Here is a 26,266-nt window from a genome sequence, read left to right as displayed (position 1 = left end):
GACCGGAGGTCCTAGCAGGTCTGTTGGTGGCTCAAGCCCGGGACGTAGGCCCTCCAGTCCGGGGCGGAGAGTCCCCCGCCGGCCCGTGTGCAAGCCAGCGCATGGGCGTGGTTGCGCAGTTCGTCGAGTGCGCCGAGGTCGTTGACGTTGACGATCTTGTCCTCGGCGCCGGACAGGAGAGTCTTCCCGTCCGGGGTGACGGCGACCGCGGTGATTGCGCCGGTCCGGGTGCTGGTACCGCCGAGGTTGTAGGGCTGGACCGGGTTGGTCACATCCCAGACGATCACCGTGCGGTCGGCGCTCCCGGATACGAGGGTGTGGTCGTCCGGGCCGGCGGGGTTCCGCGGTCGCTGTGCTGGGGGCGCTGCTGGATCGCTCGCTGGTGCAGATCGCTGACGCCTCCTCGGACGCCCGCTGCTTCGACCGGGAGACCATCCGCGTGGCGGCGGACGTGTGGGACAACAACACCTTCCCGCTGTTTCGGGCAGCCACGGCCAGTACGCGATGCGGGCGCGAGCGTCGTGCGCGGGCGGCGTTGGAGTGGATGGCCGGCCTCGGTGAGGAGAGGCGCTGGATGCTGGATGCTGGAGCAAGCCTCGGCCGCCGGACACTCGTTGGACGACCTGCTTGCGCCCGCGAAGCCGTACGTGCCAGGTCGTGACCATCTGGGACGGGTGATGGCCCCGGTGATGGCGGTGACGCCGCAGATCGCAGAAATCCTCGCCGCCGACTATGAGCTGGCGTCGGCCGAGGTCCGCTTCCTACAGGTCGAGCGGACAGGCAGCCGGCTCGTCGGCTGTCTCGAACTGGCGGTGGCCCGTTCCTATCCCGTCGACGACGGCGCGCCTCCCGAGACCGCCATGCTGGACATACGGCTACGCGACATCACCGAGGTCCGCTTCGATTCCCATGACACCCAGGGCGCAGCCCTTCGACCGGAAGCGGACGGGGTGTCGATCGGCATCGGAGCCCGCGGCACACTCCGCGCTGCGACGGCAGACCTCCACCCAGACGACCGCTGCTGGCACCTGTCCGCCGCCGGACACCGGGCCGATGCGACCACACCACCCCGCGACAGCCGACCTACCTGGCCCGACACCCCGCAGGAGGGGCGCTTGGGCACCAACGCCATGGCCGCAGCAACCCTCCTCCACCGCGCCATGTTGCACATCCGCATGGTCCGCTCTGCCTGGGGCGCTCACCGGGTCCCGGTGCGCGACTTCCACCGGGCCTTCGCCGGAGCGGGCGCGGCGATCCTCGCCGCAGGCGCGCACCGCCTGCCCCACCGCCGCGAAGCCGCCTTCCGCCAACTGATCGAGACCTGGGCCCGCCGCGGCGGGTCGGCCCTCGCCGACTGGTTCACCACGGTGCTGCCAGAGACGGCCCACCAACCGGCCCTCCTCGCCGGCCTCCGCGACCAGGCCCGAACACACCCGGTCGCCGACGTACCGCAGCAGCCCGCTCCGGACCCCTCTGCGGTCCCCGGTCCGCCGGAGGCCGAGCTCCGATTGGCCACGTACGCCTCGGCATACACGCGCTACGGCACACACCACAACGCCTCCGCCCTCGTGCACCTGGCCGTGCCGCCCCGTCCCGAGAGCGCCGAAGGCACCTTCTGGCGCCTGCGCGTCGCGAAAGGCGCCGACCCTGCCCGCTTCCAGTTGCAGACCGAGGCATTCCAGGGCACCAGCCATCCCCGCGTCACAGTTGATGACAATGCCGCCCGCCACTTCGTCCTGCACGACGGAGCCCTCGACATCACGAGCGGGGAAGACTCGAACCGCGATCTGTCATGAGTCCGTTCCTTTGTGCGGACCTGAGCACATTGCCCTGACGTCGGCATCAGCCGACACGTCGTCGGACTGCCAGCCACCCGGATCAGGGGAGAAGCGGCCGGACGGCCAGCCATTCCTGAAGCTGGTCGCGACTGCGACCGGGTCGTAGGTGTCCGATGATCAGGTCGAGGTGACCGGTCAGGTTCTTGAGGCGGCGTAGCTCACCGATCTGCTCGGCAGGCAGGGCCCGCCACCGGGTGCCCAGAGCGCCGGCCTCCGCAGGACTCAGGGTGAGCTCGGCGAGGGTGTCGGCGGCGAGAACGTCAGGGTCCCAGTCGGGGTCCTGGGCATCGGGGCCGAAGCGGTCGATGATCCACGCCCGGAGCATGAAGTCGTTCTGGGCCATGCGTGCCTGTTCCCGAGGGCCGTCGCCGTGCAGGCGCGCGTTGACCCGCAGGGACAGCTTCGCCCATTGCTTGCGCTCCGCCGGTCCGAGACCATCCTCGGAGCGGTACGCGCGCAGGGCGCTGATCTCCCGGACGCCCTCCAACTCGCCACGGTGCCGACCAGGACGTTCGGCGAACGCGGTGAGCTGATCGAACGTCAACGCGCTGAGGTATTCGGCCGGTTCACTTACTGAGACGCTGTCCATGGACACCAGCCTGCACCCATGAACGACCGACTGTTCGGCCGCCCTCCCCGCCGAGCCCGGTAGGCGGACCTCGGCCTGCAACCCACCTTGCCGGCGCCCTTGTTGCCCGGGGTCACGGGCGCCGAGGCAGGTATGGGCCGCCGCCGGGTCGCCAGGCCGCCCCGGTCAGCGTCCGACCGGGGCGACCGGGGCGGCCTGTGCGACAGGCCAGCGGGGGCCGCCCGGGCTGCCCTGCCACGCCCACTGCTTCTCGGGGGTGACGGTGATCCCGTAGTCGTACAGTTCCGGCGAGCCGAGCGCCTCCCACTGGGACCAGGCGATCAGCACCTCGTCGCCGATCCGCCGCGGCCCGCCCTGGAACAGCACCGCGCCCCCGTCACCGTCCGCGGACAGCGCCGCCCAGGAGCGGTCGCCGTCGTGGAACCAGACGTTGGCGCCGTCCTCGCTCCGGCCCGTCAGCACGACGGCGTCCGGGACGGCGACCCGCACCGCGAAGCGCAGGTGCCAGTCGTCGGCCAGCGGCGCCGGATCGCGTTCCACGACCCGCCGCACCTCGGGCCCGCCACCCTCGCGCACCGCCGTGTACGTGGCGTGGTCACCGCGCGTCGGAGCCGGCCCGCGCCGGTCGGCCATGAACTGCGCCAGGCCCTGCACCCAGCCCGTCGCGCTGCGCCCGTCGTCGGCAACGGTGAGGGCGACGTGGCCGAGCCTGCCCCAGGGGTAGACGATCCGGCCGCCCGGCTTCGTCGCCTCCACCCAGCCCCACGGGACGGCGTCGACGGCGTAGGTGGCGTGGAGCCGGTCGACCCTGGCGCCGCCGGGCGGCCCCGCGTGGGTGGCGTCGCCGGCCAGCACCTCGGCGTCGACCCCGGCGGCCGCCAGGCGCCCGCGGGCGAACGCCGCCAGCCGCTCGTCGACCTCGGTCGACACCACCCGACCGGGTCCGGCCCGCCAGGCCGCCAGAGCACAGGTCCAGCCCTGCCCGCCGCCGACGTCCCACACCGTGTGCCCGGGCTCCAGCATGAGGCTGTCCAGCATGTCCGCCACCACGCCGGGCGCCGACAGACTGGAGGACGGCAGACCGTCGGTGACCTGGGTGATCGCCGCGCCGTTGACGTCGCCGTACAGCTCGTCCGCCCACCCGCCCGCATCAGTGGCGCGGTCCATCGCCACGTAGGCGCATTCGTCCCAGCGCCACAGCCGATCCGGTGCGAACAGGTCGCGCGGCAGCGCGGCCATGGCCTCCCGCAACCACGGCGAGTCCTCGGGCCACGCCCCGCCCTGCTCCATCGCCGCGTCCATCCGCACCCGACGCTCCACCAGGTCGGCGTCGGGGCTCACGACTTCTTGTGCTTCCCGCCCGACGGCGGCGCGGGAGGCACCTGCCCGTCCTGGTTGCCCGGCGGCGGGCTCCCCTTCTCAAGCGGCGCCGGCGGCTTCTGGTGATCGCCCATGCTGCTCCCCTTCCACGTACACGCTGACTGGCCGACCATCCTGGCGCAGCTCGGCGCCGGCCGGTAGACGGCGTGCGGTCGCACTTCGAGGGCGTGCGGGTCTCGGGCGCGCGCATCCCGGGAGCGCGGCCAGGTACAGGCAGAGCCGGAGCCCGACGTGCCGCAGACAGCTCCCGCCGGGCGCCTCGCCGCACCGCAAGTACGGCGACGGAGCCCGCCGGGCCGCGGCAAGCCGTCAGCGGCGGTGGGCCGCACATGTCATCGCCCTCGTGCTGCCGGCGGAGCAGGCCCGCGAGGAACGGTGCCCTCTCCGGCAGCGGTACTGGTGCCCGGTGTGCGGAGGCATCCTCCAGGCCGGGTTCGGGACCGGCTCTCGCTCAGTTCGCCGGCCGCGTGGGATGCTGCCCGGCATGATCAACTCTCCCGATACCGAAGCGCCGGGTGGGGCCTGGTCGTTCGCGGCGGCGCGTGAGCCGGCCGAGTTCCCCCTCGTCGGGGTCAACGGTGTGCCCGGTGTCGGGCACGCCGGGGACGGGAGGCGGACCCTGTGCGGGATCCGTGGCCAGTACCTGACGTTCTTCCTGCACCACTTCCGGCCGCAGGACCTGGCCTCGTGCCGGAAGTGCCGGGCGCTGGCCGAGGCGGCGCCGTCACGGCCGTGCGGGCAGGAACGCCTGCACGACCTGCTCCTCCAGGAAGCCGACGACGGGCCGCTGCGGACGGACCTGCTCGCCGCGCTGCGCCGGGGCGCGCGGATCGCGTTCTGGGGCACCGGCCCGGCACGTGACCTCACCCGGTCCTACGCGTGGCTCGACCGGATGACGGAGGCGGCCGGCCCGGCCGCCGAGGCGCTCGCGGCGGCCGGCACCTCCGTCACGCTGGCGCGCGTCGAGGACACCGACCAGCAGTACCTCGTCGTCCTGCCGCCCGACGGCCGCGCCCGCATCGCGCGCGGTCCGGCGACCGCCTCTCCCGCCGCTGCGCCCAGCCCTCCTGCGACGCCACCGCCCCCTCGGGACGCAGCGCAACCGGGCGACGGGCGGGACGGCCCGTGAGGCCTGTCCCGGCCCCGGCCGGCGCGAACCGTTCGGACCGACTCGACCGGCCGTTGCCTGGCCGCCGTCGACGCTTTCCTCGCCGACCGGACCGAGAAGAATCGGACCGAGGTGCGGGAGACGTTCCTGGCCATCCCGGCGCCTCGTAGCGCCGATACGCGCTGGGCGACATGGACAGAAAGGACGCACCGCTTCGGGTGCTGGTGGCAGGGCCCGGGCGTAGCAGGGCAGCCCGGCTCCGGCCGGGAGCTGTCCGATACCGCGCAGGGCGGCAGCCACGGGATGGCCATGGGCGACGTGGGTGGTGTCTACGTCTTCGTCTGCCGTGCTTGCCCCCGCTGGCCCACGATCCACCAGCGCGACTGCTGAGCTCCCGCGAGTCGTGGCGTTGCCGGCCTGCGGTGCTGGCACACCGGCCCGAGCGCTCCCGCAGTCGCTCGGGGTGCGGGTTGAACCTGCCGACCGGCAGGTGGGGCTCGATCATCGTCCGCTGATCGTCCGCGAGTTGCCGACGCGTCACAACCAATGGTCTTACCTGTTCCGCTCTCGGAGGAGGGGGGACCACAAGGCTGGTCACAACCTCACACAGGCCCTCATTCCCGTACGTCGTGGCGGTTGGTGAACCAACGAGGTCCGCCATCCCGTTGAGACATGTACCTGACCACCCTCCGATCGAGAGTTGGCTGCCATGACCTCGAAGCGTGTTGTCCAGTCCTCCGTACTGACCGCCGTCCTGGCGCTGAGCGCAGGCTTGGCCCTGGCTCCCGCGGCGCAGGCCGCCACCCCCAGCGCCGGAACAGCGCAGTCGGCCACCCCGACGGCGTCCGCCGGCTACGCGGTGCGCAGCACCAAGGTCACCCTGTCGAACCAGACCAGCAGCATGCTCTACCTCGGCTCGGCCACCCTGGCCCACGGGTGCTGGACCGCCGGCAGCCCCCTGCCCCCGAGCTACATCCTGCCGAACGTCGCCCCCAGCTGGAAAACCGAGTCGTGCGGGTTCCTGACGGGCACCGAGGGGCAGATCAGCTTCGGCGTGGACACCTGGAACGGGTTGATCCACTGGAGCAATCCCTATGCCGGGTCGAACATCAACGAGTGCACTGTCGGCGCGGGCCTCACGTGCGAGGTGATCGGCGGCAAGGGGAACACCGCCGAGGTCACCTTCGTGGTGCGGCGCGCCTGAGGCCCGACCGCACCTGGTCGTGCGGAAGCCGCTGTCCTCGCCGTCGCCGCCCGCCATTCGTTCTGCCGCGATCGTGACTTGACTGATCGTCAGGTCCACCCGGGCGGCCTGTTGGAACCGTCTCGGACAGCGCGCCGGTTCTGAGCGGACCTCTGCGAGCGGCGACCTCGGTCGTCGACTCCCGGCCGGCGCGCGGCGCGGTCTGACTGCGCCGCACCGGCCGCGGAGGCATCCGCGCGCCCTTGCTGCGTCCGCATTCCGCGCCAGGGCTGCCAGGGCGTGATGTTCCCGGTCGTGGACGGAATGGGGATCGGCTGCCGCCCCTGAGCCGAGCACCGCCTCAAGAGTGCTAACTTAGGCAAGCCTAACCAAGAAGCGCGATCACACAGCCCAGGGGGGCACCATGGCAGACCAGCCGACCCGCCGGACACCGCAGGCCCGTGAAGCACAGGTGCTGCGCACCGAGCGGATCACACCGCACATGGTGCGCCTGGTCCTCGGCGGTGCGGGGTTGGAGGACTTCGACGCCACCGAGTTCACCGACCACTACGTCAAGGTGCTCTTCACGCCCGAGGGCGTGAGCTACCCGGAGCCCTTCGACATGGCGCGGATCCGCGAGGAGTTCCCGCCGGAGCAGCGGCCGATCACCCGGACGTACACCGTGCGGGCCTGGGACCCGGCCCTGCGCGAGCTGACCATCGACTTCGTGGTGCACGGCGACGAGGGCCTGGCCGGGCCATGGGCGGCCCGCGCACAGCCCGGCGAGACGGTGCGCTTCCTGGGCCCCGGCGGCGGCTACGCCCCCGACCCGAGTGCCGACTGGCACTTGCTGGTGGGCGACGAGAGCGCGCTGCCCGCGATTGCCGCGGCGCTGGAACGGATGCCGGCCGATGCCGTGGTGCACGCCTTCGTCGAGGTCGCGGACGCCGCGGAGGAGCAGAAGATCGTCTCGCCCGCCGGGGCCGAGATCAGCTGGCTGCACCGCGGCGCGCGCCCGGTGGGCGAGGCGCTGGTCGAGGCGGTGGGCGCGCTGGAATTCCCCGCCGGCGCGGCATCCGCGTTCGTGCACGGCGAGGCAGGCTTCGTGAAGGAACTGCGGCGCCTGCTGCGCGTGGAGCGGGGCATCCCGCGCGAGCGGATGTCGGTCTCGGGCTACTGGCGGTCCGGTCAGAGCGACGAGGCCTGGCGGGCGGCCAAGCGCGAGTGGAACGCCCAGGTGGAGGCCGAGCAGGAGCAGGCCGGGCGGGAGTCGACCGGCTGATCCGCGCCGCCGGGTAGCCGCCCGTGTTGCGTGGACGCGGAGACCGTGGTTGCCCTGCGCGAGTTCGCCGGCGACGGCCACCGTCGGAACGCGGAACTCGTCGAGTACACACCCGACGGGGAGGCGGTCCTGGCCGGCGGCGCGGCGCTGCTCGGAGCGCGGGTGGAGGCGACGGCCGACGGTTTCGTGACGGGCCTGAGGCTGGTCAGGGCGGCGCTCGGGTTCTTCGGCGGCCAGGAGCTGCAACTCGACCTGGCGGAGTTCGGCTTCAACCTGACGGTCCCTCTCCGCCCGGGCCCGTCGGGATGTCCGACGGGCCCGAGGGGTGATGGAGAGCGCAGCCGTCCACCTGGTGCGGGGATCGGTCCCGGGTCGGGTGGTCCCGGGGCCGGGGTGTGCAGTCCAGCCGGGCGGCGGCAGGGCGGCTTCACACCTGGAAGCTCTGGATGTCCGATGTCGTGCTCGTGAAGCCGTTGGTCGAGATGACCCTGACCTGAACCTGTGTCCCCGGGGGGAACTGGCTGTGGTCGATCGTGATCGTCGGGTTCTTCAGGCCGACCCCGACGGTCTGCCAGGTCCGTCCGCCATCCGTGCTCACCTGGGTCGCGAAGGTCTGACCGTCCTGCGGGGCCGGGCCGAAGTCCAGGGCCAGCCCGACGTTCCCGTCCTGCGCCGTCGTCGGACGGGCGCCGCGCAGGGCCGGGGCCGGGGCTCCGGGGCGGAAGGTGTCCACGACCTGCCCTCCGACGAGCAGTTCGACGGACGCCGGATCGGCCCCCACCGGGAGGACCGCGTCGACCAGTCCGGTGCGGTCCTGCCCCGGCTCCGGGTCCGACGACAGCTTGACCGTGACCGGGAAGTCCTGCGGGGGTGCACCGCCTGCCTGCTGGATCCGCAGCACCACCGGCACCTCGCCGTCCGGGCCGGCGCCGTCCGGCTGCCCGGCCCGTCCGGCGGGGGCCGGCTGGGCCGGCTGGGCCGGTTGTCGGGCCGCGGCCGACACCGGATTGACGAAGCGGATGTCACCGGCGCGCTGGGTGAGGTTGACGGTCCCGATCACGCTGACGAGCTGCCCGGTGTCGGGCCCCGCTCCCCGTGCCGCTTCGTCGGCCGCCGGCATCGGGGCCGCCGCGGTGGTCACCGAGAGTTGCGGGAACCGGTCGTCGGGGCGGCCGCCGGTTCGTGTGGTGACTCTCAGTTCGTGGGCGGCCTCGCGCAGCGGAGCCACCGGGGTCGGCGCCGGGGCGCCGGCTGCGAGGGAGCCCTCGGCCAGCAGGCGCTGGCGGATGCCCTCGTAGGTGTAGCTGCAGGGCCACTGGGAGTTGCAGTAGGTCATGACGTCGTGCCACGGCACCCCCGGCCGGGCGGCCATCGGCAGGTTCAGCTGGGGGTCGCCCACGTCGAAGCCGGCGTAGCTGTTCGCGTCGTTGGCCAGCTGTCCGTTCTGGAACGGGTAGTTCTGCAGGTCGTCCTTCGACTCTCCGCAGAATCCGGGGTGCTTGCGGCCGTAGGTGTGGCCGAGTTCGTGCCCGCCGTACCAGTCGGCGTACGTGCCGTCGAAGTCCCAGCCCCACGTCGCGGCACCGCACGGCGCCGAGGCGACGGTGGTGGGGTCGGGTGTGGCGGGCACCCCGGAGGCGCATCCGCGCATGAAGAACCCGCCGTCGGCCGCCTGGCCGAGGTAGTGGGTGCGCCGGTCACCGCCGGCGCTGATGTCGAGCGCGCGGATTGCGGCGAGCTGGGCGTTGGTGTCGGTGCACTGGAACGGCGGGGTGGCGGTGACGTCGATGATGGTGTGCGGCGCTTCGATGACGTCGGCCACCGGGTAGGCGCGCTTGAGCCAGCTGATCAGGAAGGTGTAGTCGATGTCCCGCGGGGTGTAGGTCACTGGCGGGTTGCCCATGGTGTAGCGCAGCCCCAGGACTCGGACCCGGAGCGGCGGGGACTGCGTGAACCAGACGGCGGTGGCGCCGGGCGGGGTGTTGAACGGGACATCGGCGCCCGTCATGGTGTCGGTCAGGGAGATCGAGCTCACGCTGAGTGCCCCTTCGGCCGTCAGTGCGCTCGGCACGACGAAGTTGAGGCTCAGGCCGGCGTCGGCTCGACGGGTGGGTACGTCCTTGGGCGCGGTCGGATCGAGGGAGACGGTATTGGCCGAGGAAACGGTGATCGGGGTGTCGGTGGGTGACCGGAGCAGGGTCACGGTGCCGTTCACGCCGGTGGCGGGGCCGCTCGCGCCGCTCACGTAGGCGCGGATCACGGTGACCTTGCCGGCGATCAGGGTGACGCTGTGCTGGAGGTCCTGAATGGCTTGGGTGACCTCCGTGGCGTCCAGCACGGCGAGCGTCTGAGTCGTCATGGCTGACTCCTTGGACGAGCGTTCCGGCCCTTTCAGGCTATGCCGCTCAGGGGCCGTTCGCCTGTACGGCGGCGGCGCCAGAAGGGGCTCAGGGGCCAACGTTGCTCCTGGGTATAGGCGTACCCGTGATTTCTTCGGTAGGCCGCCGCGATCCCGTCCAGGAACGCCGTGTAGTCGGCGAGCGCTGCCGTCGTCCGTCCCCCGTCGGCGAGGCAGTCGGCCACGGCCCGTCCGGCGCGGGCACCGGTGTGCAGCGCGGTGAGGATGCCCTGCGAGGAGAGCGGGTCGAAGGCGAGGGCGGCGTCCCCGGCCGCCACCCAGCCGGGCCCGGCCGCCGGGGTGAGCCGCAGGCCGTGAGCCGGCGCCCAGCGCGGCACGGGTGTCGCGGCCTGACCGTGCCCGGTCAGGCGGCGCCGGACGTGGACGGTGCGACTGAGCGCGTGCCAGAAGCCCTCTGGGGTGCGCAGGGACGGGGTGGCGAGGTCGGCGTCGGTCAGATGGGCGACCAGGCGCCCGGCCGGGATCCGGGTGGTGTACCACCAGCCGTGCGGCGCCGCCTCCACCAGGGTGCGGGCCTCGGCGTCCGCCGGGTCCGACGGTTGCCCCGGGTCCGACGGTTGGCCCGGGCGCGAAGGGCGCGACGGGCGGCGGTCGGGGAACACGACGTACGCGGCGACGAGCCGGTCCTGCCGCCAGCGGCGGCCGTTGCGGCGGCCGATGACACAGCGTCGGCCGGTCGCGTCCACCGTCCAGCGGGCGGACAGCTCCGTCACGGCGCCGGTGGCCGGCTCGCGGACGGTCAGCCGGTCGTCGAGCCGGTCCAGTACGGTGGCCTGCCGCAGTTCGGCACCGGCCGTGACGGCCGCGTCCCGCAGGAAGGCGTCGAAGCGGAGCCGGTCGAGGTGCCAGCCGTGGCCGTACGGGTCGAACAGGTGGCTGCGGCCGTGCAGCGCGGCCGATCCCCAGGCGGCGTACGTGCCGGTGGAGACGGGGTGACCGGAGGCCAGGAAGGCCTCCAGCAGCCCGAGATCGCCCAGCAGCGGCCGGGCGGCGGGCGGCAGGAACTCCCCAATCTTGAACACGGGTCGGGCGGAGAACACGGCGGCGGACGCGACCGGGGGCGCGGTGGCGGACATGGCCGGGGACGCGGCCGGGGACATGGCCGGCGACGCGGCGCCCGGCCGGTGCCGGCCGCCTCCGCCGTCCAGGAGCGTGACGCGGTGGCCGGCCCGGGCGAGGACGAGCGCCGCCACGGCGCCCGCCGGTCCGCCGCCCGCGACCACGGCGTCGACCGGACCGGACGGGCGCACGCGAACCGGCGGGTGAGGGGTCACCGGTTGGGCCGCAGGCGCTTGACCTTGTCGATGAACCCGACCGAGACCTCCTCGTCGGGGGCGTCCGCCATGGTGGCCGCGGTGGCCAGCGCGGCCGCGCCCAGGGCCGGGTCGGCGCCGCGGTCCACGTGCACGGTCATCAGGTTGCGCCCGGCCGGCGGGGCGGGCTCGGCCGGGAAGCTCACCTCGGACTCCACCAGGACCTCCGCCGGCAGCCGGGGGTCGTCGGTGGGGCCGACCCGGCGCTCGACCACCCCGAGCTTGCCGAAGTCCTGCACCATCGCGTTGATGGCGGCCATGTAGTCGCGGGGCAGCCAACGGAGCCAGGTCCGCCGGTTCTGGAACGCGGCCAGGCGGTCGGCGATCGGGCGGGTGGTGTCCATCACCACCTCGTAGTCCTCCTCGGCGAGCACGTGGTTGGGCACCCGGGCCGGCCAGAAGGTCGGCAGGTACGGGTCGTACGGGCCGAAGCCGAGCGAGACGCTGTACTCGTAGCCCGACCGGCAGCTCGCCGTGTCGGTCTGCCACGGCACCGCCATCCACCGGGTCAGGCCGCCCGGGCCCTGGGCGTGCAGCGGGCCGTCGAGGGAGAGCGCGAGCTCCGGCGTCAGCGTCTGGCCGTAGTCGGGCGGGGCGGGCGCCAGCGGGTCGCGGTGCCGCACCCGGAACGGGCTGCTGTACAGGGTGATGTGGCGCATCGGCCAGGTCAGCTCGCAGCCGGGGTGGAAGGCATCGGCGAGGCAGAACGACAGGGCCGCCCGGTCGAGGGTCCCGGGCTGTTCGGCGAACGGGACGTCGTCGAGGGCGGCGGGCGGCGCGGCCGTCGGGTCGTAGTCGTCGGCGAAGTCCCCGCGGGCCCACCGCTGCAGGAGGCGGTACTGCAGCGCGGAGAGCGTCATGTGCTGGCGCACGGACTGGGGCGGCAGGTTCATCGCGTCGCCGTAGACCGCAGGCCAGGGCACCGGCGACATGCCGTCGCGGTTGTAGTCGCGGACGGAGAGCCAGATCTGCCGGCGCAGCTCCCGCTGGACGGGCGAGGGGTCGGCCAGCGCGGCGACCCGGGCGGGGTCGAGGAGGTACTCGCGCCCGCCGAAGCCGAACTGGGTGGACAGGCCCTTGTTGACCCACTGCAGGCCGGACAGCCGGCGCAGCACGGGCAGCACGTCGCGGGTGAACGAGACCTGCGGCGGCTCGGGGAGCTGCCCGGCGCTGAAGAAGGAGTCGCGCACCAGGTCGTACATCGTGCGCACCGAGGCGAGTTCGGGCGCGTAGTTGGGGGGCGCGGTCACCACCCAGGCCGGCTCGACCGGGATCGGCCGTCCGTCGATGCTCACCTCGGCGGTGACCGGGCCGTCGGAGGTGTCGTCGTACCAGCCGTCGTTGTTGGCGAAGGTGTCGGCGGGGGTGCCGGTGGAGGAGGCCGAGACGCCGTGGCCGCCGAGGAAGACCAGCCGGCCGCCGTCGTCGGTGCGCAGTTCCCCGAGGTAGACCGGCTTGCCCATGAAGGTGCCGGTGTCGAAGCGGTACTCGGGTTTGTCGGAGCGGTTGCGGCCGCGCACCGAACGGGGGCCGGGGTCGATGACCAGGAGGTCCGTGCGCTGGTCGGCCTGGATCTTGGGGTTGCGCAGGTTGCTGTCGTCGGCCTGGTTCGCCTCCGGGATGTCGAGGGCGATCTGGAACTGGTACCAGGCCGCCTTCGCGTTGGCGACGTGTACGGTCCAGCGCAGGTCGGCGTTGTCGGCGGTCAGTTCGGCGACCGGCTCGCCGGCGGCGTTGTAGCCGTACACCCGGAACCGGACGCCCTGGCGCTTCAGGGCGCCGGTGACGTCCTTGTAGCTCCCGACCGGCAGCGGGGCCGGATCGTCGACCTCGGGGCCGAGGACGAAGTCGTCCATCGTGCTGTCGCCGACCCGGGCCACGCCGATGGCCGGGTGCACGGCGGCCCGGACGATCCGGGTGTCGCGGGCCGCCGGCGGGGTGATCTGCGGGCGGGCGGGGCCGGGCTCGGCCGTCGGGACGCCGTTCACGTCGCGGCGCTGTTCGGCCGAGGCCAGGTACACCGTCCTGCGCACCTCGGCGATGCTTCCCACCGGGGTGTGCTCGGCGAGAGCGTGCCACGGGTTGAGGGAGAGGTTCTCGCCGTACGCGGCCTGGCCGCGGGCCGTGACGTCCTGCTGCTGGAAGGTCAGCCGGGCCACCTTCACCGGGGCGCTCTCGGACTCCTCCCACCGCACCGTCGCCTGGTCCAGCGGCATCTTCTCGTCGTCGGTGCGGAACTGGAGCATCAGGTCGAAGGCCGCCGGACCGGCCTTGAGCCGGTGGACCAGGTCGGCGCCGAGGTAGGCGGGGTCCTCGTCGGGCGGTGTCGCCGCCGGGTCGGCCGGCTCGCAACCGGCGGGCACCAGCTTGTACTTGACGAAGCGGTCCGGTCCGAAGGCGTAGGGCAGGACGCCCCAGTAGGTGGCGGTCAGCACGCTCTGCTCGAACGTGGCCATCGCGTCGAGGATCCCGGCGGTGACCGGATGGGCTTCCAGGTACTTGTCGTAACTTCCGTCGATGACACCGGCCTTGGTGAACTCGCACATGTCCTGGGCGGTGTCGACGAAGAAGACGTCGAAGTTCTGCAGCAGCAGGTCCTGGGTGCCGGCCTCGGCGTAACCCTCCAGCAGCTTCGGGCCGGGCACGCCGAACAGCTTGATGCCGACGCCGAGGGTGGTCTTCAGGTCGGGAGCGCCGGGCACGGTGTCGCTGGAGAACCGCACCCAGGCGGGCAGGCCGCCGGCCTGGGTGCGGGCGCTCTCCAGGAACCCGACACGCAGGTCCGACGGCAGGTCGTCGGCGACGGTGAGCGTGCCACGGGCCACGCCGTGCGGCTTGAGGAACACCGGCCGCTTGACGGGGTCCTGGCCGCGGGCCATCCGCACGCCCTGGGTCAGGTCCACGAACATCTGCTTCAGTGCGCCGGCCGCGTCCTCGGCGCAGCCGGGCAGGGGCGGCAGCCCCGCGGTGTCGTCGAAGGGCTCGGGGGTCCCGGTCATGCTGTGCTCCCGTCGGTGCGCTGGTGGAGGGGTCCAGGCCGGTGGAGCACCTCGGTCGACGTCGCGCGGCTTCCGGACCCCGGTCAATCGTGCACAGACCTTCGAGGGGCTGCGCGCCGACGTACGCCCGAAACGACCAGGCGGCGGGCCCGCTGCGCGCCGCCTCACTCCAACCGGCCGGCAGCGCTCGCCCGCCCCGGGGTCCCCCTGGCAGCGTCTTCGGTGACCGGCGCCGTCAGTGGCCCGGTCGGCCCGGCCGACTGCCCCGAGGAAAGGAAGGTCCATGACCGGAAGAGGATTCAGCGTCACCGTCCAGGGCGACCTGGAGGGGGACGTGCTGCAGCGGATCGGGGACACGGTGCGAAGGCTCGTCCTCGACCAGGTCGCCGAGCTCGACCTCGCGCCGCCGCTGCGCGAGGTGCCGCTCGGCGGGGCCGGTTCTGCCGGCGACGCGGTGGACGCGCTGCTGAAGCGGCCGGGGCCGATCGGGTTGCAGATGGAGCAGGAGTAGTAGTGACCGAGACCGAGGCCGGCCCGGCCCGAGCCGGGGCGACCTGCCCGAGCAGCCTGTGCGCCCCGGGCCACCTACTGCTCGGCATCGTCCGGCAGGACGGCACCGTCGCCGCACTGCGCCCGCCGCTGACGGTGGACGCCGAGTTCACGGCCCGGGCCTCCGCCCCCGGTCTGCGCCCGCCCGAGGCACGGTTCCGCTTCGCCGGGCCCTGCGTCGAAGCGGCGTGCGGCCAGTGGGAAGGGTCCCGCTGCTCGCTCGGCGACGCGGTGGCCCATGCCGCGTACGAGGTGGGCGCGGACGACCCGGACGCTCCGCTTCCCCCGTGCGCCGTCCGCTCCACCTGCCGCTGGTGGCAGCAGAGCGGTTCCGCCGTCTGCCGAGTCTGCGACCGGATCGTGCACACCACCAAAGCGCCCGCCGAGACCACCGGTTCGAGGACACTCTCGAAGCCTGGGATGTCTCCGTCCTGGCCCGGGTCTCCTCATGGCAGTGAGGAATGCACCGCTGATGCTTCAAGTCCCCGCGCGGCCGGATCGGGCCCTGTCGCCCGCGCGAGCGCCCCCGCGGCAATCAGCGGAGTCACCGAAGGGCAATTTCATAACAGCCTGTCTTCACTCTGAATACTCAGAGTGACTGCTATACGTGGGTACATGACACATGAACAGCACTCGGCGCCTCCTGGGCAGCGCCTGCGGCGCGTCCGGACGGCCCGGCTCGCCGCAGGGGCCCTGGCCCTGATGGTCGGCGCCGCAATGCCCCTGTGCCTGGACACCGGCACCCAGGCGCAGCCACGGGCCGGCGGCTCGCCCCTGGTCAGCGAGACGTTCACCCAGGCCACCGCCCCGGAGTTCACCGGCGTGGGGTCGGCCTGTCTCACCGGCGCGCCGGCTGCCGCCGCGCCCGGCCCCGGGGACCATCCGCTGGGCGGCTGCCCGGGCGGCGTGGGCCCGGTGCCGCCCCCCGACGGCGCGCCGCACGGCTATCTGCGGCTGACGGACGCGTCCAACGACCAGGCCGGCGCGGTCCTCTACAACAACGCGCTGCCCGCCAACCAGGGCCTCGATGTCACCTTCGACCAGTGGCAGTACGGGAGCACGACCCCGGCCAACCCCGCTGACGGCATCTCGTTCTTCCTGGTGAACGGCGACGGCGCGCTGGCCCACCCCGGCGCCTTCGGCGGCAGCCTCGGGTACGCGCAGAAGCTTCCCGACGACGACCCCACCGCCACCTTCCTGCCCGGTGTCGACCGCGGCTACCTGGGCGTGGGGCTCGATGTCCTCGGGAACTACTTCGGCGACTGGGAGCACCGCGGCAACGGCTGCCCCACCCGCTCGCCCGCCGGGACGGCGTTCCGCGTCCCCGGTCCCGGGGCCAACATGGTCACGGTGCGCGGCCCGGGCGACGGGATCGAGGGCTACTGCTTCCTGACCGCCACCACCAGCAACTTCAGCACCACCGCACCCTGGCCGTCGACGCTCCCGGGCACCCTGCAAGGGCCGCTCACCGCGCTGCCCCCGGGGGCCACCCCCGCCCAGGCCGAGACCGCGCTCGAACCCTCGCGCCGCCGGGTCCATGTCGAGCTCACCCCGACGCCCGCCCCGGTGCTCACCGTATCGGTCGACTTCAACGACGGCACCGGCTCCCACCAGGTGCTCAGCACGCCCGCTCCGCAACCGGTGCCCGCCACCTACAAGTTCGGGTTCGCGGCCTCCACCGGCCTGTTCACCGACGTGCACCTCATCCGCAACGTGGTGGTGAGCAGCAACCAGCCGTTGCCGCAGTTGAACCTCGTCAAGCAGGTCCGGCAGCCGCTGCCCGGTGACCTGGTGGCCGGGACGCGGGTGCCGTACGACTTCGTGGTCACCAACTCCGGTGCCACGGACATCACCGGCCTCGCCGTCAACGACCCGAAGGTCGGCCCGGTCTCGTGTCCCACGACGACGCTCGCGAGCGGCCATACGGTCACCTGCACCGCCACCTACACCGTCACCACCGCCGACGTGACCCACGGTTCCATCGACAACACGGCCACCGCGACCGGCACCTCGGGCGGCCAGCCGGTCTCCTCGCCGCCGTCCTCGCAGAGCGTGCCGATCGAACGGCCGCCCGGCCTCGCCATCGAGAAGCAGGCGCAGACGCCCGGCCCCTACACGGTCGGGCAGACGGTCACCTTCCGCTACACCGTCCAGAACACCGGGGGCACCGAGCTGACCGGCCTCCACGTGACCGACGACCACGTCACCGACATCACCTGCCCCTCGACCACGCTCGCCCCGGCGGAGAGCCCGGGCGACCGCACCACCTGCCACGGCACGTACACGATCACCGAGAACGACGCCACGGCCGGCTCCGTCACCAACACCGCCACCGCCACCGGTACGGCGAACGGCCAGCCGGTCACGTCCCCGCAAACCCAGCTGACGCTGCCGATCGGGGCGCCGCACCTCACCCTGAAGAAGCGGGTCCTCTCGCGCGGCCCCTTCGCCGTCGGAGACACGGTGGAGTACTCCTACACGGTCACCAACACCGGCAGCACCGACCTGCACGGCGTGCTGGTCGACGACGACCGCATCGCCGACGTCAGCTGCGCCGCGACCACGCTGACGCCCGGGGCCGGCACCACCTGCCACGGCACCTACACGATCACCCTGGCCGACATCGAAGCCTGCAAGACGGCCCACAACCGCGGCGGCGGCGAGAAGGGCTGCGACATCACCAACGTGGCGTTCGCGGCGGCCACCGACCCGCACGGGAACCCGATCGTCAGCGAACCCGCCAAGGCCACCATCACCGTGGGAGAGAAGAAGGACTCCTACTGCCACAAGCACCCCGGCCACGGCCACTGCCGCAAGGGACTCACCGAGCCCGCGCCCGACCAGGAAGACGACTGACGACACCTCGCCACCCCCGGCCCTCGCACCCCCTTCCCGCACCGCGTTCACGCGCTGCTTCGTCTAGGGTCCGGGCCGGTCGGCGTTCCAAACCTTCGGCATGGCCTCGTCGCAGAAGACGCAGACGAAGTCCTCCTCGCACACGATGTCGAGCTGCCGGCAGGACGGGCAGCGGCGAAATACCATCTCGTGCGTGAAGCCGGACGGGCGAACGACCCCGGCCTGGTCCAGGGCGCCGGCGACGGCCGGCCACGAGCTGAGGTCCGGGCAGTAGTCGGTCGACTGGTTACCGACCTCGTCGACCGCCCACCGCCCGGACCCCTCTCGGAAACCGGCCTCACCGGCGCCCAGGGCCATGTCTCCACCGGCACACACACCACGTGCTCATCACGGTGCGGTGCGAGCCGCAGGGCCCCGGCCCGGTGATCGCTGACCGCTCTCATCGAAGGCAGTCGGACGCCAGCTCGTTTCGACGGACCAAGTCGCCCCCACGTCAACCAGCGGAGGCAGGGCGGGCGACCTGGAGGTTGTCGTCTCAGTCAAACCAGTCCGCGCTGGTCACGCTGCCCAGGTCGACTGCCTTCGATGAGACCAGTCAATCGTCGGGAGACTGCTTAACAGCTGGGGGTGTCCTGTGCCAGGAAACCTGGACCGGCGGCGGTTTGTGACAGTGAAGATGGACCACCGCAGTCGAGACGTCTCCTGGCACGCTGGTGACATGAAAGATTTCCAAGATCGAGAGCCGATTGATTCGCTCGTTGCCGCGGACTCTCCCTCATGGAGTGTCAGGGCCGCTGCAGGGCGTCGGCTGGCGGCAGTACCTCAGATCGAGGACGTCGCCGATGTCCTTCACCGCCTCTTGCTCGACGCTCAAGACACCGCAGTGACCTCGGAGACAGCCGTGGCCCTGTTGGCACGTGAGGACCTACCGGGTCTACGCGCCGTGCTCGCCGCCCGAGCCAACGCGACCGACCAGGGAACCGCTGACCAGCTCAGCGCGGAACTTGACTGTGACCCGCGCTGGATGACCGGCAACGGCCTGGCCGAGCTCATCCGGCAACTCAAGGCGCTGACGTCGGACGCAGATTCAGGGGTTCGCGACGAGGCCCAACGGCGACTCTCACTCCTACGACAGAACAACTGATCTGCGGTGGTCCGTCACCACTGGCGCAAACCGCCGTCGGCCTACCTTCGGTGACACGCGGTCCAGGTTCCCTGGCACAGGTCAGGGGGCGTTCAAATGTACGCAGCTGAGGAGAGCGAAGGCCGTAGGCCGACGCTGGGTCTGATGACGGCGCCGACGCCACCTCACCGTGTGCGCACTCACTGGCTTCCCTGTCTCCGCGCTCCGGTCCGGACCGGGCCGGTGTGGATCGTGTCCGTGTCGATGGCGTGGGGGAGCACGGCGTCGGCGGGTTCGGTGATGCCGATTTCTGTGAGGCCCGCCGTTCCTGCCGACCCCGTCGGTTCCGCCGGGACCGGAAATTCTTCGGTGCGCTCCCGCCCGGGTAACCTCGTTCAGGCCTCCAGGACAGGAGAATTTCCTGTCCCGCATGTCGGCGCCGACACCGCAGGAGGTTGTGCGGGGACGGCCGGCCCGGCTGCTGCTCCGTTCGGCGCCGTGGTCGCTGCCGGGCACGGAGACTGCTCGGACCTCGTCTTCCATCGGCAGTCACTCCGTGATGTCCTTGTCGGCGTTCCCTGTGCTCCCTGTGCTCCCTGTGCTCCCTGCGCGCCTGTGGGCTGCTGCGCCCTGCCGGGCTGTTGGTGTTCCGTCAGCGGGCCTGCCGTGGCGGGACACGCCCGTCCATGGCCGGCCCGCTCCCGGCCTGATCCGGTCGGTCAGGATTGCCTGCGGGTTTCCGAGGGCGCGCCGGCCCGGCGGGCTGTTCGCAGGCGCTGGTGGCGACGGCGGTCCCGCCACCATTCCAGCCGGTCGTGTGAGGACTGGGGGAGGACGGCGTTGAGTACGGTCCAGGCCCCGGCTGGTGCGGCAAGGAGCAGGATCGCCCACCAAGGGGTGTGGTTGTGGAGCAGGAGGACCGGTGAGATGACACCGACAGTCCTGGCCAGGGGCAGGGTTCGGTTGCGTTTGTCCACCTGAAGCCTCTCTCCTCAACGCCGGCGGGGGCTGTTCATCCCGCGTGTGACAGCGTTCCTTCACCGAGTCGGGGGCGATGCCCTATCGGCCAGTTGCGTGCCGGGTGGAGAGGTCTCCTCCGCCGGGGTGGAGAGGGACGGAGGGATCGTCCGCTGCCCGAATCCATCGACGAAGGGGTTGTCGATGCTGAGAAACTACTCGGTGAGGTCGCTGGCGAGGAACTCGCCAGCCAGCCTGCCGCCGATCGTCTCGGCGGTGCCCACCGCCCTGGGGCTGTGTCTCGGGGCGCCGCATCGGCTGGGTTGACCACCTGTTAGCGTGCGCGAGTGACTCCTCCCCGGCGTAAACGCCGGGGCTTCTCGTTAACCCTGGCGGGCGTCGCGACGGGCCAGCCCGGCCCGTAGAACGTTGATGGCTCCTACCGTGTCGGCGTGCGCGCGGTGGCCGCAGGCGACGCAGTGGAACTTCTCCTGAGTGGGCCGGTTCTCCTTCGCGGTGTGCCCGCATTCAGGGCACTCGCGGGAGGTGTTGCGGGGGTCCACGGCGATGACTTCCCGTCCGGCGCTTTCAGCCTTGGCGTGCAGGATCGTCAGGAACACCCCCCAGCCGGCATCCGAGATCGAGCGGTTGAGTCCGGCCTTGGCCGCGGCGCCGTTGGGCAGGAAGACGCCGGGTTGGTCGGGGTCGGGCTTCGGCGCGGGGGCCGCGAGCATGTTGCGGATCTTCAGGTCCTCGTGCGCGATGAAGTCGTGCTCACGGACCAGCCCGAGGGCGGCCTTGTGGGCGTGGTCGAGCCGTTGGCGGCGCACGTCCGTCGAGGTACTCGCGCGTCCCCGGCCTGACCTCGTCCATTCCCGCCCCTTCCTTCTCGCTCCTGTGGCGCCTGTTGCCCCGGACGATACGCACCGCCGCAGACAACCCCCGGTGCCGCGGTCCGCCCGGTGCGCCCGGCCCGCCCGGCGCGTCCGGTTCTGACCGGGCCTCAGGGCCGTAGGTGTGCAGGCCGGTTACGGGGAGGCTTCCGAAACGAGAACCGTTTCCAAAAACCCCGCCATCGATCGGTCAAGGTCTGTCGGAACGCGGCCGTAGCGACCGCCCGCTGCGCCAGGGTGGGCGCCATGAGACTCCTGAAACCCCGTCCTGCCCCGCGCGCGGGCCGGACGCCGTTCCGCGCGCTGCCGCTGATCGCGCTGGTCGTGGCCGGCGCGGTGATATCCCTCGGTACGGTCGTCCCGGCCGCGGCCGCGACCTCCCGGGTCGACCTGAACGTCCTCGTCGTCACCGACGGCAACCCGTGGGTCGAGGGCATCCACAAGCAACTGGTCTCCGAGGGTGTGCCGACCACCGTGGTCGACCTCACCAGCAGCAACCGCGCCACCCTCACGGCGTCCTTCCTCGCCGACGCGCTGGCCGACGGCACGCCGCACGGCCACTTCGAGGGCGTCGTCCTGCCCAACGACGCGCCGAGCCGGCTCTCCACCGCCGAACTCTCCGCCCTCACCGGCTACGAGCAGGCCTACCACGTCCGACAGGTCGACTCCTACGTGTGGCCGGGCACCAACACCGGTCTGAACACGCCTGCGTGGACCGGTTCGCTCGACGCGACCACCGCCACCGCCTCCTCCTCCGCCCGGGCCGACGCCTTCCGCTACCTCAACGGCCCGGTGCCGTTCGAGGGCACCGCGGGCGGCAGCGGCTCGTACGGCGCGCTGGCCACGCCGGTGCCCGACAACCCGGCCACCGGCTCGCACTTCGAACCGTTCCTCACCGAGACGGTGCCCGGCACCTCGACGCAGGGCGTGCTCGCGGGCGTCTACACCAGCGGCGGCCGCCAGCAGTTGGTCCTCACCTTCGCGTACAACTACGACCAGCAGCAGTTCCGGCTGCTCGCGCACGGGATCGTCGACTGGGTGACGCGGGGCGTCCACCTGGGCTACTGGCGCAACTACTTCTCGGCACACATCGACGACCTGTTCAACGCCAACTCCCGGTGGAGCCAGAGCGGCAAGTGCACCCCGGGCGAAGGCGACTGCGCCGCCGGCGTACCGGACACCACGCCCATCCGGATGGCCGCCTCCGACGTCACCGACACGGTGAACTGGCAGCAGCAGAACGGCTACACCCTGGACTTCCTGTTCAACGCCGGCCCGGGTGTCGAGTACCAGGAGGAGCAGGGCGGCGACGACCCGCTGAGCGACGCGCTGCTGGCGAACAAGAACAGCTTCCGGTGGGTCAACCACACCTACGACCACCCGTTCCTGGGCTGCGTGCAGGACTTCTCGGTGATCCCCTGGCGGTGCCAGACCGACGCCTCGGGCGCCATCGAATACGTCGACCAGCCCACCATCAGCTCCCAGATCACCCAGAACATCCAGTTCGCCCAGGCCAACGGCCTCCCGTTCCGGCCGAACGAGCTGGTCGCGGGTGAACACTCCGGCACCGTGATGCTGCCGCAGCAGCCCGACGACAACCCGAACTTCCTGGCCGCGCTGAGCGCCGACAACATCCAGTGGCTCGGCGTCGACGCCTCCCGCGAGAGCGGGCAGCGTCAGATCGCCTCCGCGCTCGGCACCCCGCGCCACCCGGTCAACGTGTTCTACAACGTCTCCACCCAGGCCGACGAGGTGAGCGAGTACAACTGGCTCTACACCTCCAAGGCGAACGGCGGCAGCGGCAACTGCGAGGCCAACCCGGCCACCACGACCTGCATCGCACCGCTGGACCCGAACACCGCCTGGTCGAGCTACGTCCTGCCGCTGCAGGTCAGGATCACCCTCGGATACGTGCTGTCCAACGACCCGCGGCCCTTCTTCATGCACCAGTCCAACCTGACCGACGACAAGCTGGCCCTGCAGACCCTCACCGGCATCCTGTCCACCTACCGCACCTGGTTCACCGCGGACACCCCGGTGGTCAACCAGACCCTCACCGACTCCGGCACGGTCCTCCAGCAGCAGGCCGGCTGGCAGCAGGCCCAGAACACGGGCTCGGCCACCGGCTACATCCAGGGCGGCGTGGTCACCCTCCAGGGGACCTCCGGCACCGCCGTGCCGGTCACCGTGCCCGCCGGCACCACCGTCACCGGCGGCGCCACCTTCGGCGCCGCGTACGGCGGCGAGCAGTCCGCGAACACCACGCTCGGCGCGACGGCGACCGCACTGACGCTGCCCACGAACGTGTTCGGTACGGTGGCCGACTCGACCCCCACCGGCCCGGGCGCGGAGCTCGCCTCCTACGCCAAGGGCTCTCCGCACGACGTGCGCCGCGACGGCGACGCCATCGTCATCACCGACCCGACCGGCACCCACGTCCTGCCCAAGCTCGCCGGCGCGCCGGAGGAGCAACTGCACATCGGCGACCACCACCACAACCCGTACAACGCCGTCCCGAAGGCACCGGCCAAGAAGTAGCCCGCACCCCGTAGCCCGCACCCCGTACCGCGGCGGCGGCCCGCACGAGCGCTCCCCGGCCCGTGCGGCCCGCCGCCCGCAGCCGGCCCGGCTACGCGGTACCGACGGTGAGCCGGGTGATGGTCCCGACCACCTCGGTGTCGGTCGCGTCGAGCAATGAGGCCCGCACGGCGGCCGTGTCACCCGCGACGTAGCGGCTCTGGTTCAAAGTCGTGACCGGGACGGTCACTTCGACATTCGCGCCCGTGCAGTTCGGGGTGAAACGGGCGTAGCCAAGGGCGCCGGACGTACGGTCCTCGGTGGTCACGGTCGCGGACGCGACGAAGCCGCCGGCGTCGCAGGAGTACGCGATGGTGACGTTCACCGTCGCCGAGGCGCCACCGGAAACGGTCGCGCCGTCGATCCGCACCCCGGTGCCGGCGTGCGCCGGGGCCGCTGCGAGCACCGCCCCCGCGAGCAGTACGGGTACGCCGAGCAGAGTCACGATCCTGCCGTTCATGATGCCCCTCCCAATGCCGATCACCGGTGTCACACCGTCGACGACGGACCGGTCAGGCGGCGGTCGATCCCGGAGTCCTTCCCGGGGTGATACACCGGGACCGGCGCCACCGGCAGCGTCACCGCCGTGACCTGCAAAACTGACCTGACCATACATCATCAATACCAACTGGCAAGGAAGTTGACTCAGGTCGCGGAGTCACTCCACCTGACCTCGGCGGCGCCGCTGGACCCGTCCTCTGCCCGCGCGGCCCGCAGCTCTTGCCGCGGGCCCGGGCCTCGGCGACGAAGACGACACGCACGCGGCCGCCGCCAGATAGCCCGTCGGCCTCGCAATCCGGCCTGGCTCCCGCCCCACCCCGTCCGCTGGTTGTTGGTAGGTCGAGGACGGCGTGGGCTGGTGTGATGCCGATGGCGGTCAGGAGGTGCTGCTGGCCGGGGTGGAGATGGTTCAGCGGCCGGGGACGACGATGCCCTGGGTCGACCTGCCGTTGCCGCTCCAGTCTCCCGTGACCGGGAACCCGCTGTCGCCGTAGGAGACGAGGGTGGTGGATCCGTCGGCGGCGGCGCCGCGGAAGCGGAAGACACTGCCGGCGGCGTGGTAGACGCCGACCTGGGTGGTGCCGCTGCCGTTCCAGTCTCCGGCGATGGGTGTGTCCCCCCGGTCACCGAACCTGAACGTGATGTCGGCCTCGCCGTCGTGGATGGAGTTCACGAGGTAGAAGGTGGCGGTGTCGGGGTTGAACAGCCCCGGGGTGTCGAAGCCCTTGTGCGTCCAGTCTCCGGCGATCGGCTTCCAGTTGCCGCCGTCGCCGAGCCTGAAGGACGTCACGGTGCCGTCGTGGTGGCGCAGGTGGAACGCGCCTGTGCTGGGGCGGTAGATCCCGACCTCGCTGGTGCGTCCGCCGTCCCACCGGCCGACCACGGGGACGTCGCCCGGATTTCCGAACCCGAAGTCGGTGCTGCTGGGGCCACCGTCGAGCGAGTTCGTCAGGTAGAAGTGGGCGGTGGTGGGGTCGTAGGCGCCGGGGGTGTCCCCGCCGATGCCGTCCCAGTTGCCCGTCAGCGGCAGCATCGGGCTCTTCCCGAAGTCGAACGTCGCCCGGGTGGAGACATCCGACTGGGCGGAGTCGGAGAGGAACCAGCGCAGGACGCCGGGTGCCTGGGGCGGCATCGTGCCGGACCGGACGAACTTGATCCAGTCGACGAGGTCGTCGGTGCGAGTGCTCACGGCGCCGTCGCGGGCGGTTTCGGTGCTGCCGAGGCAGCCCTTCTGCCAGGAGGTGCTGCTGACGGCGACGAGTTGGACGGTGCCGCCCGTCTCGCGAACGGCGGGGCCTCCGGTGTCGCCCTTGCAGACGGCCGCGCCGGCCGGTGCGACGCCCGTGATGGCGATGCCGGTGGCGGTGACCGCGTTCACGCCGAAGGTCGCGCCGTGGAGTTTGTCGGGCACCCATTCCGTCCGGGTCCGGCCGTAGCCGACGACGTGCAGGGTTTCACCCTGGACGGGTGCCCCGGTGGCGACGGACAGGGGAGTGATGTCGGTGACGGGGGCGGCGAGCCGGGCCAGCACGAGGTCGCGGTCGGTGCGGGGGACGAGTTCGGCTACGTCGCGGACCTGGCCCGTGGTGGTGGGGTCGGTGCGGCCGAGGGTGGCGGTGGTCTTGAGGGCGGGTGGGCCGGCGGGGACGGTTGCCGGCTGGTCGGGGTTGTCGGCGAAGCAGGAGGCGGCGGTGACGACCCAGAACGGGTCGATCAGGGCGCCGCTGCAGGCGCGTGTGCCATCGCCGATGTCGATCTTGGCGGTGAACGCGTAGGAGCCGGTCGGCGGGGTGTCACCGCTGACGGCTGGCGCGGGCGTGCCGGTGAGCAGGGCACTGGTGAGGACGGCGGCGGTGACGGCCCCGGTCGTCCAGGCGGTACGTGAGCGTGAGCGAAACATCAGGATCTCCCCCTGCCGGCCTTGACGGCTTGTGAGCCTCGACGGTCGAGGAACTGCGGACACGGGCTGAGGGGTACGGGGCCCTCGGGTGGTCGGCTGTACGGTCACTTGGGTGCCCGGCGGACCATGATGGACCAGTCGGACCAGCCTGCGCCGTTGGCGTTGGATGCGTGGGCCATGAGGCCGGTGATGCGGGCGAAGACCTCTGCGGTCTTGGTGTCCGGGTTGTAGACGGTGGTGGGGCTCTCGGTGAACTTCCAGCCGCCGGTCATCGTCCAGGCTTCCCAGCCTTTGGTTCGGGTCCAGGTGGTGCGGTACAGGGATCGGTCCGTGCCGGTCGCGAAGAGTTCGAGGGCGTTGGTGATCGGGTTGTACAGGACTGCGGGGGTGCCGGCGAACTTCCAGTCGCTGGGGCCGATGAGTGACCAGGTGGACCAGCCTGCGCCGTTGGTGTTGTAGATGTGGGCCATGGTGCCGTCGACGGTCAGGGCGAAGACCTCTGCGGTCTTGGTGTCCGGGTTGTAGACGGTGGTGGGGCTGTCGGTGAACTTCCAGTCGCCGGTCATCGTCCAGGACCCCCAACCGGTGACACGGGTCCAGGTGGTGCGGTACAGCGATCGGTCCGTACCGATCGCAAAGAGCTCAACGGCATTGGTGACCGGGTTGTAGACCACGGCGGGAGTGCCCGTGAAGTGCCCCCCGGCGCCGATGAGTGACCAGGTGGACCAGCCTGCGCCGTTGGTGTTGTAGATGTGGGCCATGGTGCCGTCGACGGTCAGGGCGAAGACCTCTGCGGTCT

At 71.8% G+C, this 26,266-nt stretch carries 19 protein-coding genes and 3 pseudogenes; 10 read left to right on the top strand and 12 right to left on the bottom strand.

The window, feature by feature from the left end; all coding sequences use genetic code 11:
- Window positions 1-11: 11 nt before the first annotated feature.
- Both ACFWPT_RS01390 and ACFWPT_RS01385 read right to left on the bottom strand, forming a co-directional pair.
- The gene (locus ACFWPT_RS01390; protein WP_380377800.1) at window positions 12-272 is read right to left on the bottom strand and encodes a hypothetical protein; all 261 of its coding nucleotides are present in this window, start codon (window positions 270-272) and stop codon (window positions 12-14) included.
- Window positions 273-665 (bottom strand): annotated as a pseudogene (locus ACFWPT_RS01385) (WD40 repeat domain-containing protein); the annotation flags it as partial.
- On the opposite strand from ACFWPT_RS01385, the gene ACFWPT_RS01380 reads away from it, so the two are divergent.
- Complete coding sequence (locus ACFWPT_RS01380; RefSeq protein WP_380377802.1) at window positions 582-1,796, top strand: hypothetical protein; 1,215 nt, start codon at window positions 582-584, stop codon at window positions 1,794-1,796. The pseudogene ACFWPT_RS01385 and the gene ACFWPT_RS01380 overlap by 84 nt on opposite strands.
- Window positions 1,797-1,878: 82 nt before the next feature.
- Here the strand turns inward: ACFWPT_RS01380 and ACFWPT_RS01375 are convergent, their stop codons facing one another.
- Together ACFWPT_RS01375 and ACFWPT_RS01370 are read right to left on the bottom strand one after the other, a co-directional pair.
- On the bottom strand, window positions 1,879-2,508 hold the full coding sequence (locus tag ACFWPT_RS01375) for a hypothetical protein (RefSeq protein ID WP_380478616.1): 630 nt from the start codon (window positions 2,506-2,508) through the stop codon (window positions 1,879-1,881).
- Window positions 2,509-2,592: 84 nt separating this feature from the next.
- Window positions 2,593-3,768: a protein-L-isoaspartate O-methyltransferase gene (locus tag ACFWPT_RS01370; protein ID WP_380478614.1), complete on the bottom strand. Its 1,176-nt coding sequence runs from the start codon at window positions 3,766-3,768 to the stop codon at window positions 2,593-2,595.
- Window positions 3,769-4,291: 523 nt separating this feature from the next.
- On the opposite strand from ACFWPT_RS01370, the gene ACFWPT_RS01365 reads away from it, so the two are divergent.
- From ACFWPT_RS01365 to ACFWPT_RS01350, 4 genes and pseudogenes are all read left to right on the top strand, one after another.
- Complete coding sequence (locus tag ACFWPT_RS01365) at window positions 4,292-4,936, top strand: hypothetical protein (protein WP_380478612.1); 645 nt, start codon at window positions 4,292-4,294, stop codon at window positions 4,934-4,936.
- Window positions 4,937-4,969: 33 nt separating this feature from the next.
- A pseudogene (locus ACFWPT_RS01360) lies at window positions 4,970-5,154 on the top strand (DUF1768 domain-containing protein); the annotation flags it as partial.
- A gap of 470 nt (window positions 5,155-5,624) precedes the next feature.
- On the top strand, window positions 5,625-6,119 hold the full coding sequence (locus ACFWPT_RS01355) for a hypothetical protein (RefSeq protein ID WP_380377778.1): 495 nt from the start codon (window positions 5,625-5,627) through the stop codon (window positions 6,117-6,119).
- Window positions 6,120-6,522: 403 nt separating this feature from the next.
- Window positions 6,523-7,380: a siderophore-interacting protein gene (locus tag ACFWPT_RS01350; RefSeq protein ID WP_380478610.1), complete on the top strand. Its 858-nt coding sequence runs from the start codon at window positions 6,523-6,525 to the stop codon at window positions 7,378-7,380.
- Window positions 7,381-7,807: 427 nt separating this feature from the next.
- Here the strand turns inward: ACFWPT_RS01350 and ACFWPT_RS01345 are convergent, their stop codons facing one another.
- The 3 genes from ACFWPT_RS01345 to ACFWPT_RS01335 are packed head-to-tail and all read right to left on the bottom strand — an operon-like array spanning window position 7,808 to window position 14,111.
- Window positions 7,808-9,739: a hypothetical protein gene (locus ACFWPT_RS01345; RefSeq protein WP_380478608.1), complete on the bottom strand. Its 1,932-nt coding sequence runs from the start codon at window positions 9,737-9,739 to the stop codon at window positions 7,808-7,810.
- 32 nt (window positions 9,740-9,771) lie between these two features.
- On the bottom strand, window positions 9,772-11,049 hold the full coding sequence (locus ACFWPT_RS01340) for an NAD(P)/FAD-dependent oxidoreductase (protein WP_380478606.1): 1,278 nt from the start codon (window positions 11,047-11,049) through the stop codon (window positions 9,772-9,774).
- A 20-nt stretch (window positions 11,050-11,069) separates the two neighbouring features.
- Window positions 11,070-14,111: a LodA/GoxA family CTQ-dependent oxidase gene (locus tag ACFWPT_RS01335; protein WP_380478604.1), complete on the bottom strand. Its 3,042-nt coding sequence runs from the start codon at window positions 14,109-14,111 to the stop codon at window positions 11,070-11,072.
- A 283-nt stretch (window positions 14,112-14,394) separates the two neighbouring features.
- Here ACFWPT_RS01335 and ACFWPT_RS01330 point away from each other — a divergent pair, with 283 nt between their 5' ends.
- The 3 genes from ACFWPT_RS01330 to ACFWPT_RS01320 are packed head-to-tail and all read left to right on the top strand — an operon-like array spanning window position 14,395 to window position 17,516.
- Window positions 14,395-14,622 (top strand): hypothetical protein, encoded by a 228-nt coding sequence (locus tag ACFWPT_RS01330; protein WP_380377794.1) that lies wholly within the window; start codon window positions 14,395-14,397, stop codon window positions 14,620-14,622.
- A 2-nt stretch (window positions 14,623-14,624) separates the two neighbouring features.
- The gene (locus tag ACFWPT_RS01325) at window positions 14,625-15,245 is read left to right on the top strand and encodes a hypothetical protein (RefSeq protein WP_380377796.1); all 621 of its coding nucleotides are present in this window, start codon (window positions 14,625-14,627) and stop codon (window positions 15,243-15,245) included.
- Window positions 15,246-15,275: 30 nt separating this feature from the next.
- Window positions 15,276-17,516, top strand: coding sequence for a hypothetical protein (locus tag ACFWPT_RS01320; RefSeq protein ID WP_380478602.1), 2,241 nt, complete (start codon window positions 15,276-15,278; stop codon window positions 17,514-17,516).
- Between the two features lie 63 nt (window positions 17,517-17,579).
- Here ACFWPT_RS01320 and ACFWPT_RS01315 read toward each other — a convergent pair whose 3' ends face one another.
- Window positions 17,580-17,873 (bottom strand): hypothetical protein, encoded by a 294-nt coding sequence (locus tag ACFWPT_RS01315; RefSeq protein ID WP_380478600.1) that lies wholly within the window; start codon window positions 17,871-17,873, stop codon window positions 17,580-17,582.
- 361 nt (window positions 17,874-18,234) lie between these two features.
- Here ACFWPT_RS01315 and ACFWPT_RS01310 point away from each other — a divergent pair, with 361 nt between their 5' ends.
- Window positions 18,235-18,660 carry a hypothetical protein gene (locus ACFWPT_RS01310; protein ID WP_380478598.1) on the top strand — a complete coding sequence of 142 codons (426 nt, stop codon included), beginning with the start codon at window positions 18,235-18,237 and terminating at the stop codon, window positions 18,658-18,660.
- Between the two features lie 1,319 nt (window positions 18,661-19,979).
- Here ACFWPT_RS01310 and ACFWPT_RS01305 read toward each other — a convergent pair.
- Window positions 19,980-20,486 (bottom strand): annotated as a pseudogene (locus ACFWPT_RS01305) (RNA-guided endonuclease InsQ/TnpB family protein); the annotation flags it as partial.
- Window positions 20,487-20,735: 249 nt separating this feature from the next.
- Here ACFWPT_RS01305 and ACFWPT_RS01300 point away from each other — a divergent pair.
- A complete protein-coding gene (locus ACFWPT_RS01300) occupies window positions 20,736-23,027 on the top strand; it encodes a hypothetical protein (RefSeq protein ID WP_380478596.1) in 2,292 nt (763 codons plus the stop codon).
- Between the two features lie 91 nt (window positions 23,028-23,118).
- Here ACFWPT_RS01300 and ACFWPT_RS01295 read toward each other — a convergent pair whose 3' ends face one another.
- From ACFWPT_RS01295 to ACFWPT_RS01285, 3 genes are all read right to left on the bottom strand, one after another.
- Window positions 23,119-23,526, bottom strand: a complete 408-nt coding sequence (locus tag ACFWPT_RS01295; protein WP_380425046.1) for a hypothetical protein — start codon at window positions 23,524-23,526, stop codon at window positions 23,119-23,121.
- Between the two features lie 450 nt (window positions 23,527-23,976).
- Entirely contained in the window at window positions 23,977-25,467 is a 1,491-nt protein-coding gene (locus tag ACFWPT_RS01290; protein ID WP_380478594.1) for a S1 family peptidase, read from the bottom strand.
- A gap of 104 nt (window positions 25,468-25,571) precedes the next feature.
- Window positions 25,572-26,266 (bottom strand): hypothetical protein (locus tag ACFWPT_RS01285; protein WP_380478592.1); only part of this gene is annotated, 695 nt, incomplete at its 5' end.

The organism is Kitasatospora sp. NPDC058478 (assembly GCF_042720345.1).
In the GTDB taxonomy this organism is placed as follows: domain Bacteria; phylum Actinomycetota; class Actinomycetes; order Streptomycetales; family Streptomycetaceae; genus Kitasatospora.
Note: the sequence above shows the minus strand (reverse complement) of the source record. Positions and strands in the feature narration are given on the sequence as shown.

Coding starts and splice junctions, on each gene's coding strand:
- ACFWPT_RS01380 (WP_380377802.1), top strand. CDS start 582: ATGCTGGAGCAAGCCTCGGCCGCCGGACACTCGTTGGACGACCTGCTT.
- ACFWPT_RS01350 (WP_380478610.1), top strand. CDS start 6,523: ATGGCAGACCAGCCGACCCGCCGGACACCGCAGGCCCGTGAAGCACAG.
- ACFWPT_RS01295 (WP_380425046.1), bottom strand. CDS start 23,526: ATGAACGGCAGGATCGTGACTCTGCTCGGCGTACCCGTACTGCTCGCG.
- ACFWPT_RS01320 (WP_380478602.1), top strand. CDS start 15,276: ATGACACATGAACAGCACTCGGCGCCTCCTGGGCAGCGCCTGCGGCGC.
- ACFWPT_RS01330 (WP_380377794.1), top strand. CDS start 14,395: ATGACCGGAAGAGGATTCAGCGTCACCGTCCAGGGCGACCTGGAGGGG.
- ACFWPT_RS01310 (WP_380478598.1), top strand. CDS start 18,235: ATGAAAGATTTCCAAGATCGAGAGCCGATTGATTCGCTCGTTGCCGCG.
- ACFWPT_RS01315 (WP_380478600.1), bottom strand. CDS start 17,873: ATGGCCCTGGGCGCCGGTGAGGCCGGTTTCCGAGAGGGGTCCGGGCGG.
- ACFWPT_RS01335 (WP_380478604.1), bottom strand. CDS start 14,111: ATGACCGGGACCCCCGAGCCCTTCGACGACACCGCGGGGCTGCCGCCC.
- ACFWPT_RS01365 (WP_380478612.1), top strand. CDS start 4,292: ATGATCAACTCTCCCGATACCGAAGCGCCGGGTGGGGCCTGGTCGTTC.
- ACFWPT_RS01355 (WP_380377778.1), top strand. CDS start 5,625: ATGACCTCGAAGCGTGTTGTCCAGTCCTCCGTACTGACCGCCGTCCTG.
- ACFWPT_RS01290 (WP_380478594.1), bottom strand. CDS start 25,467: ATGTTTCGCTCACGCTCACGTACCGCCTGGACGACCGGGGCCGTCACC.
- ACFWPT_RS01300 (WP_380478596.1), top strand. CDS start 20,736: ATGAGACTCCTGAAACCCCGTCCTGCCCCGCGCGCGGGCCGGACGCCG.
- ACFWPT_RS01345 (WP_380478608.1), bottom strand. CDS start 9,739: ATGACGACTCAGACGCTCGCCGTGCTGGACGCCACGGAGGTCACCCAA.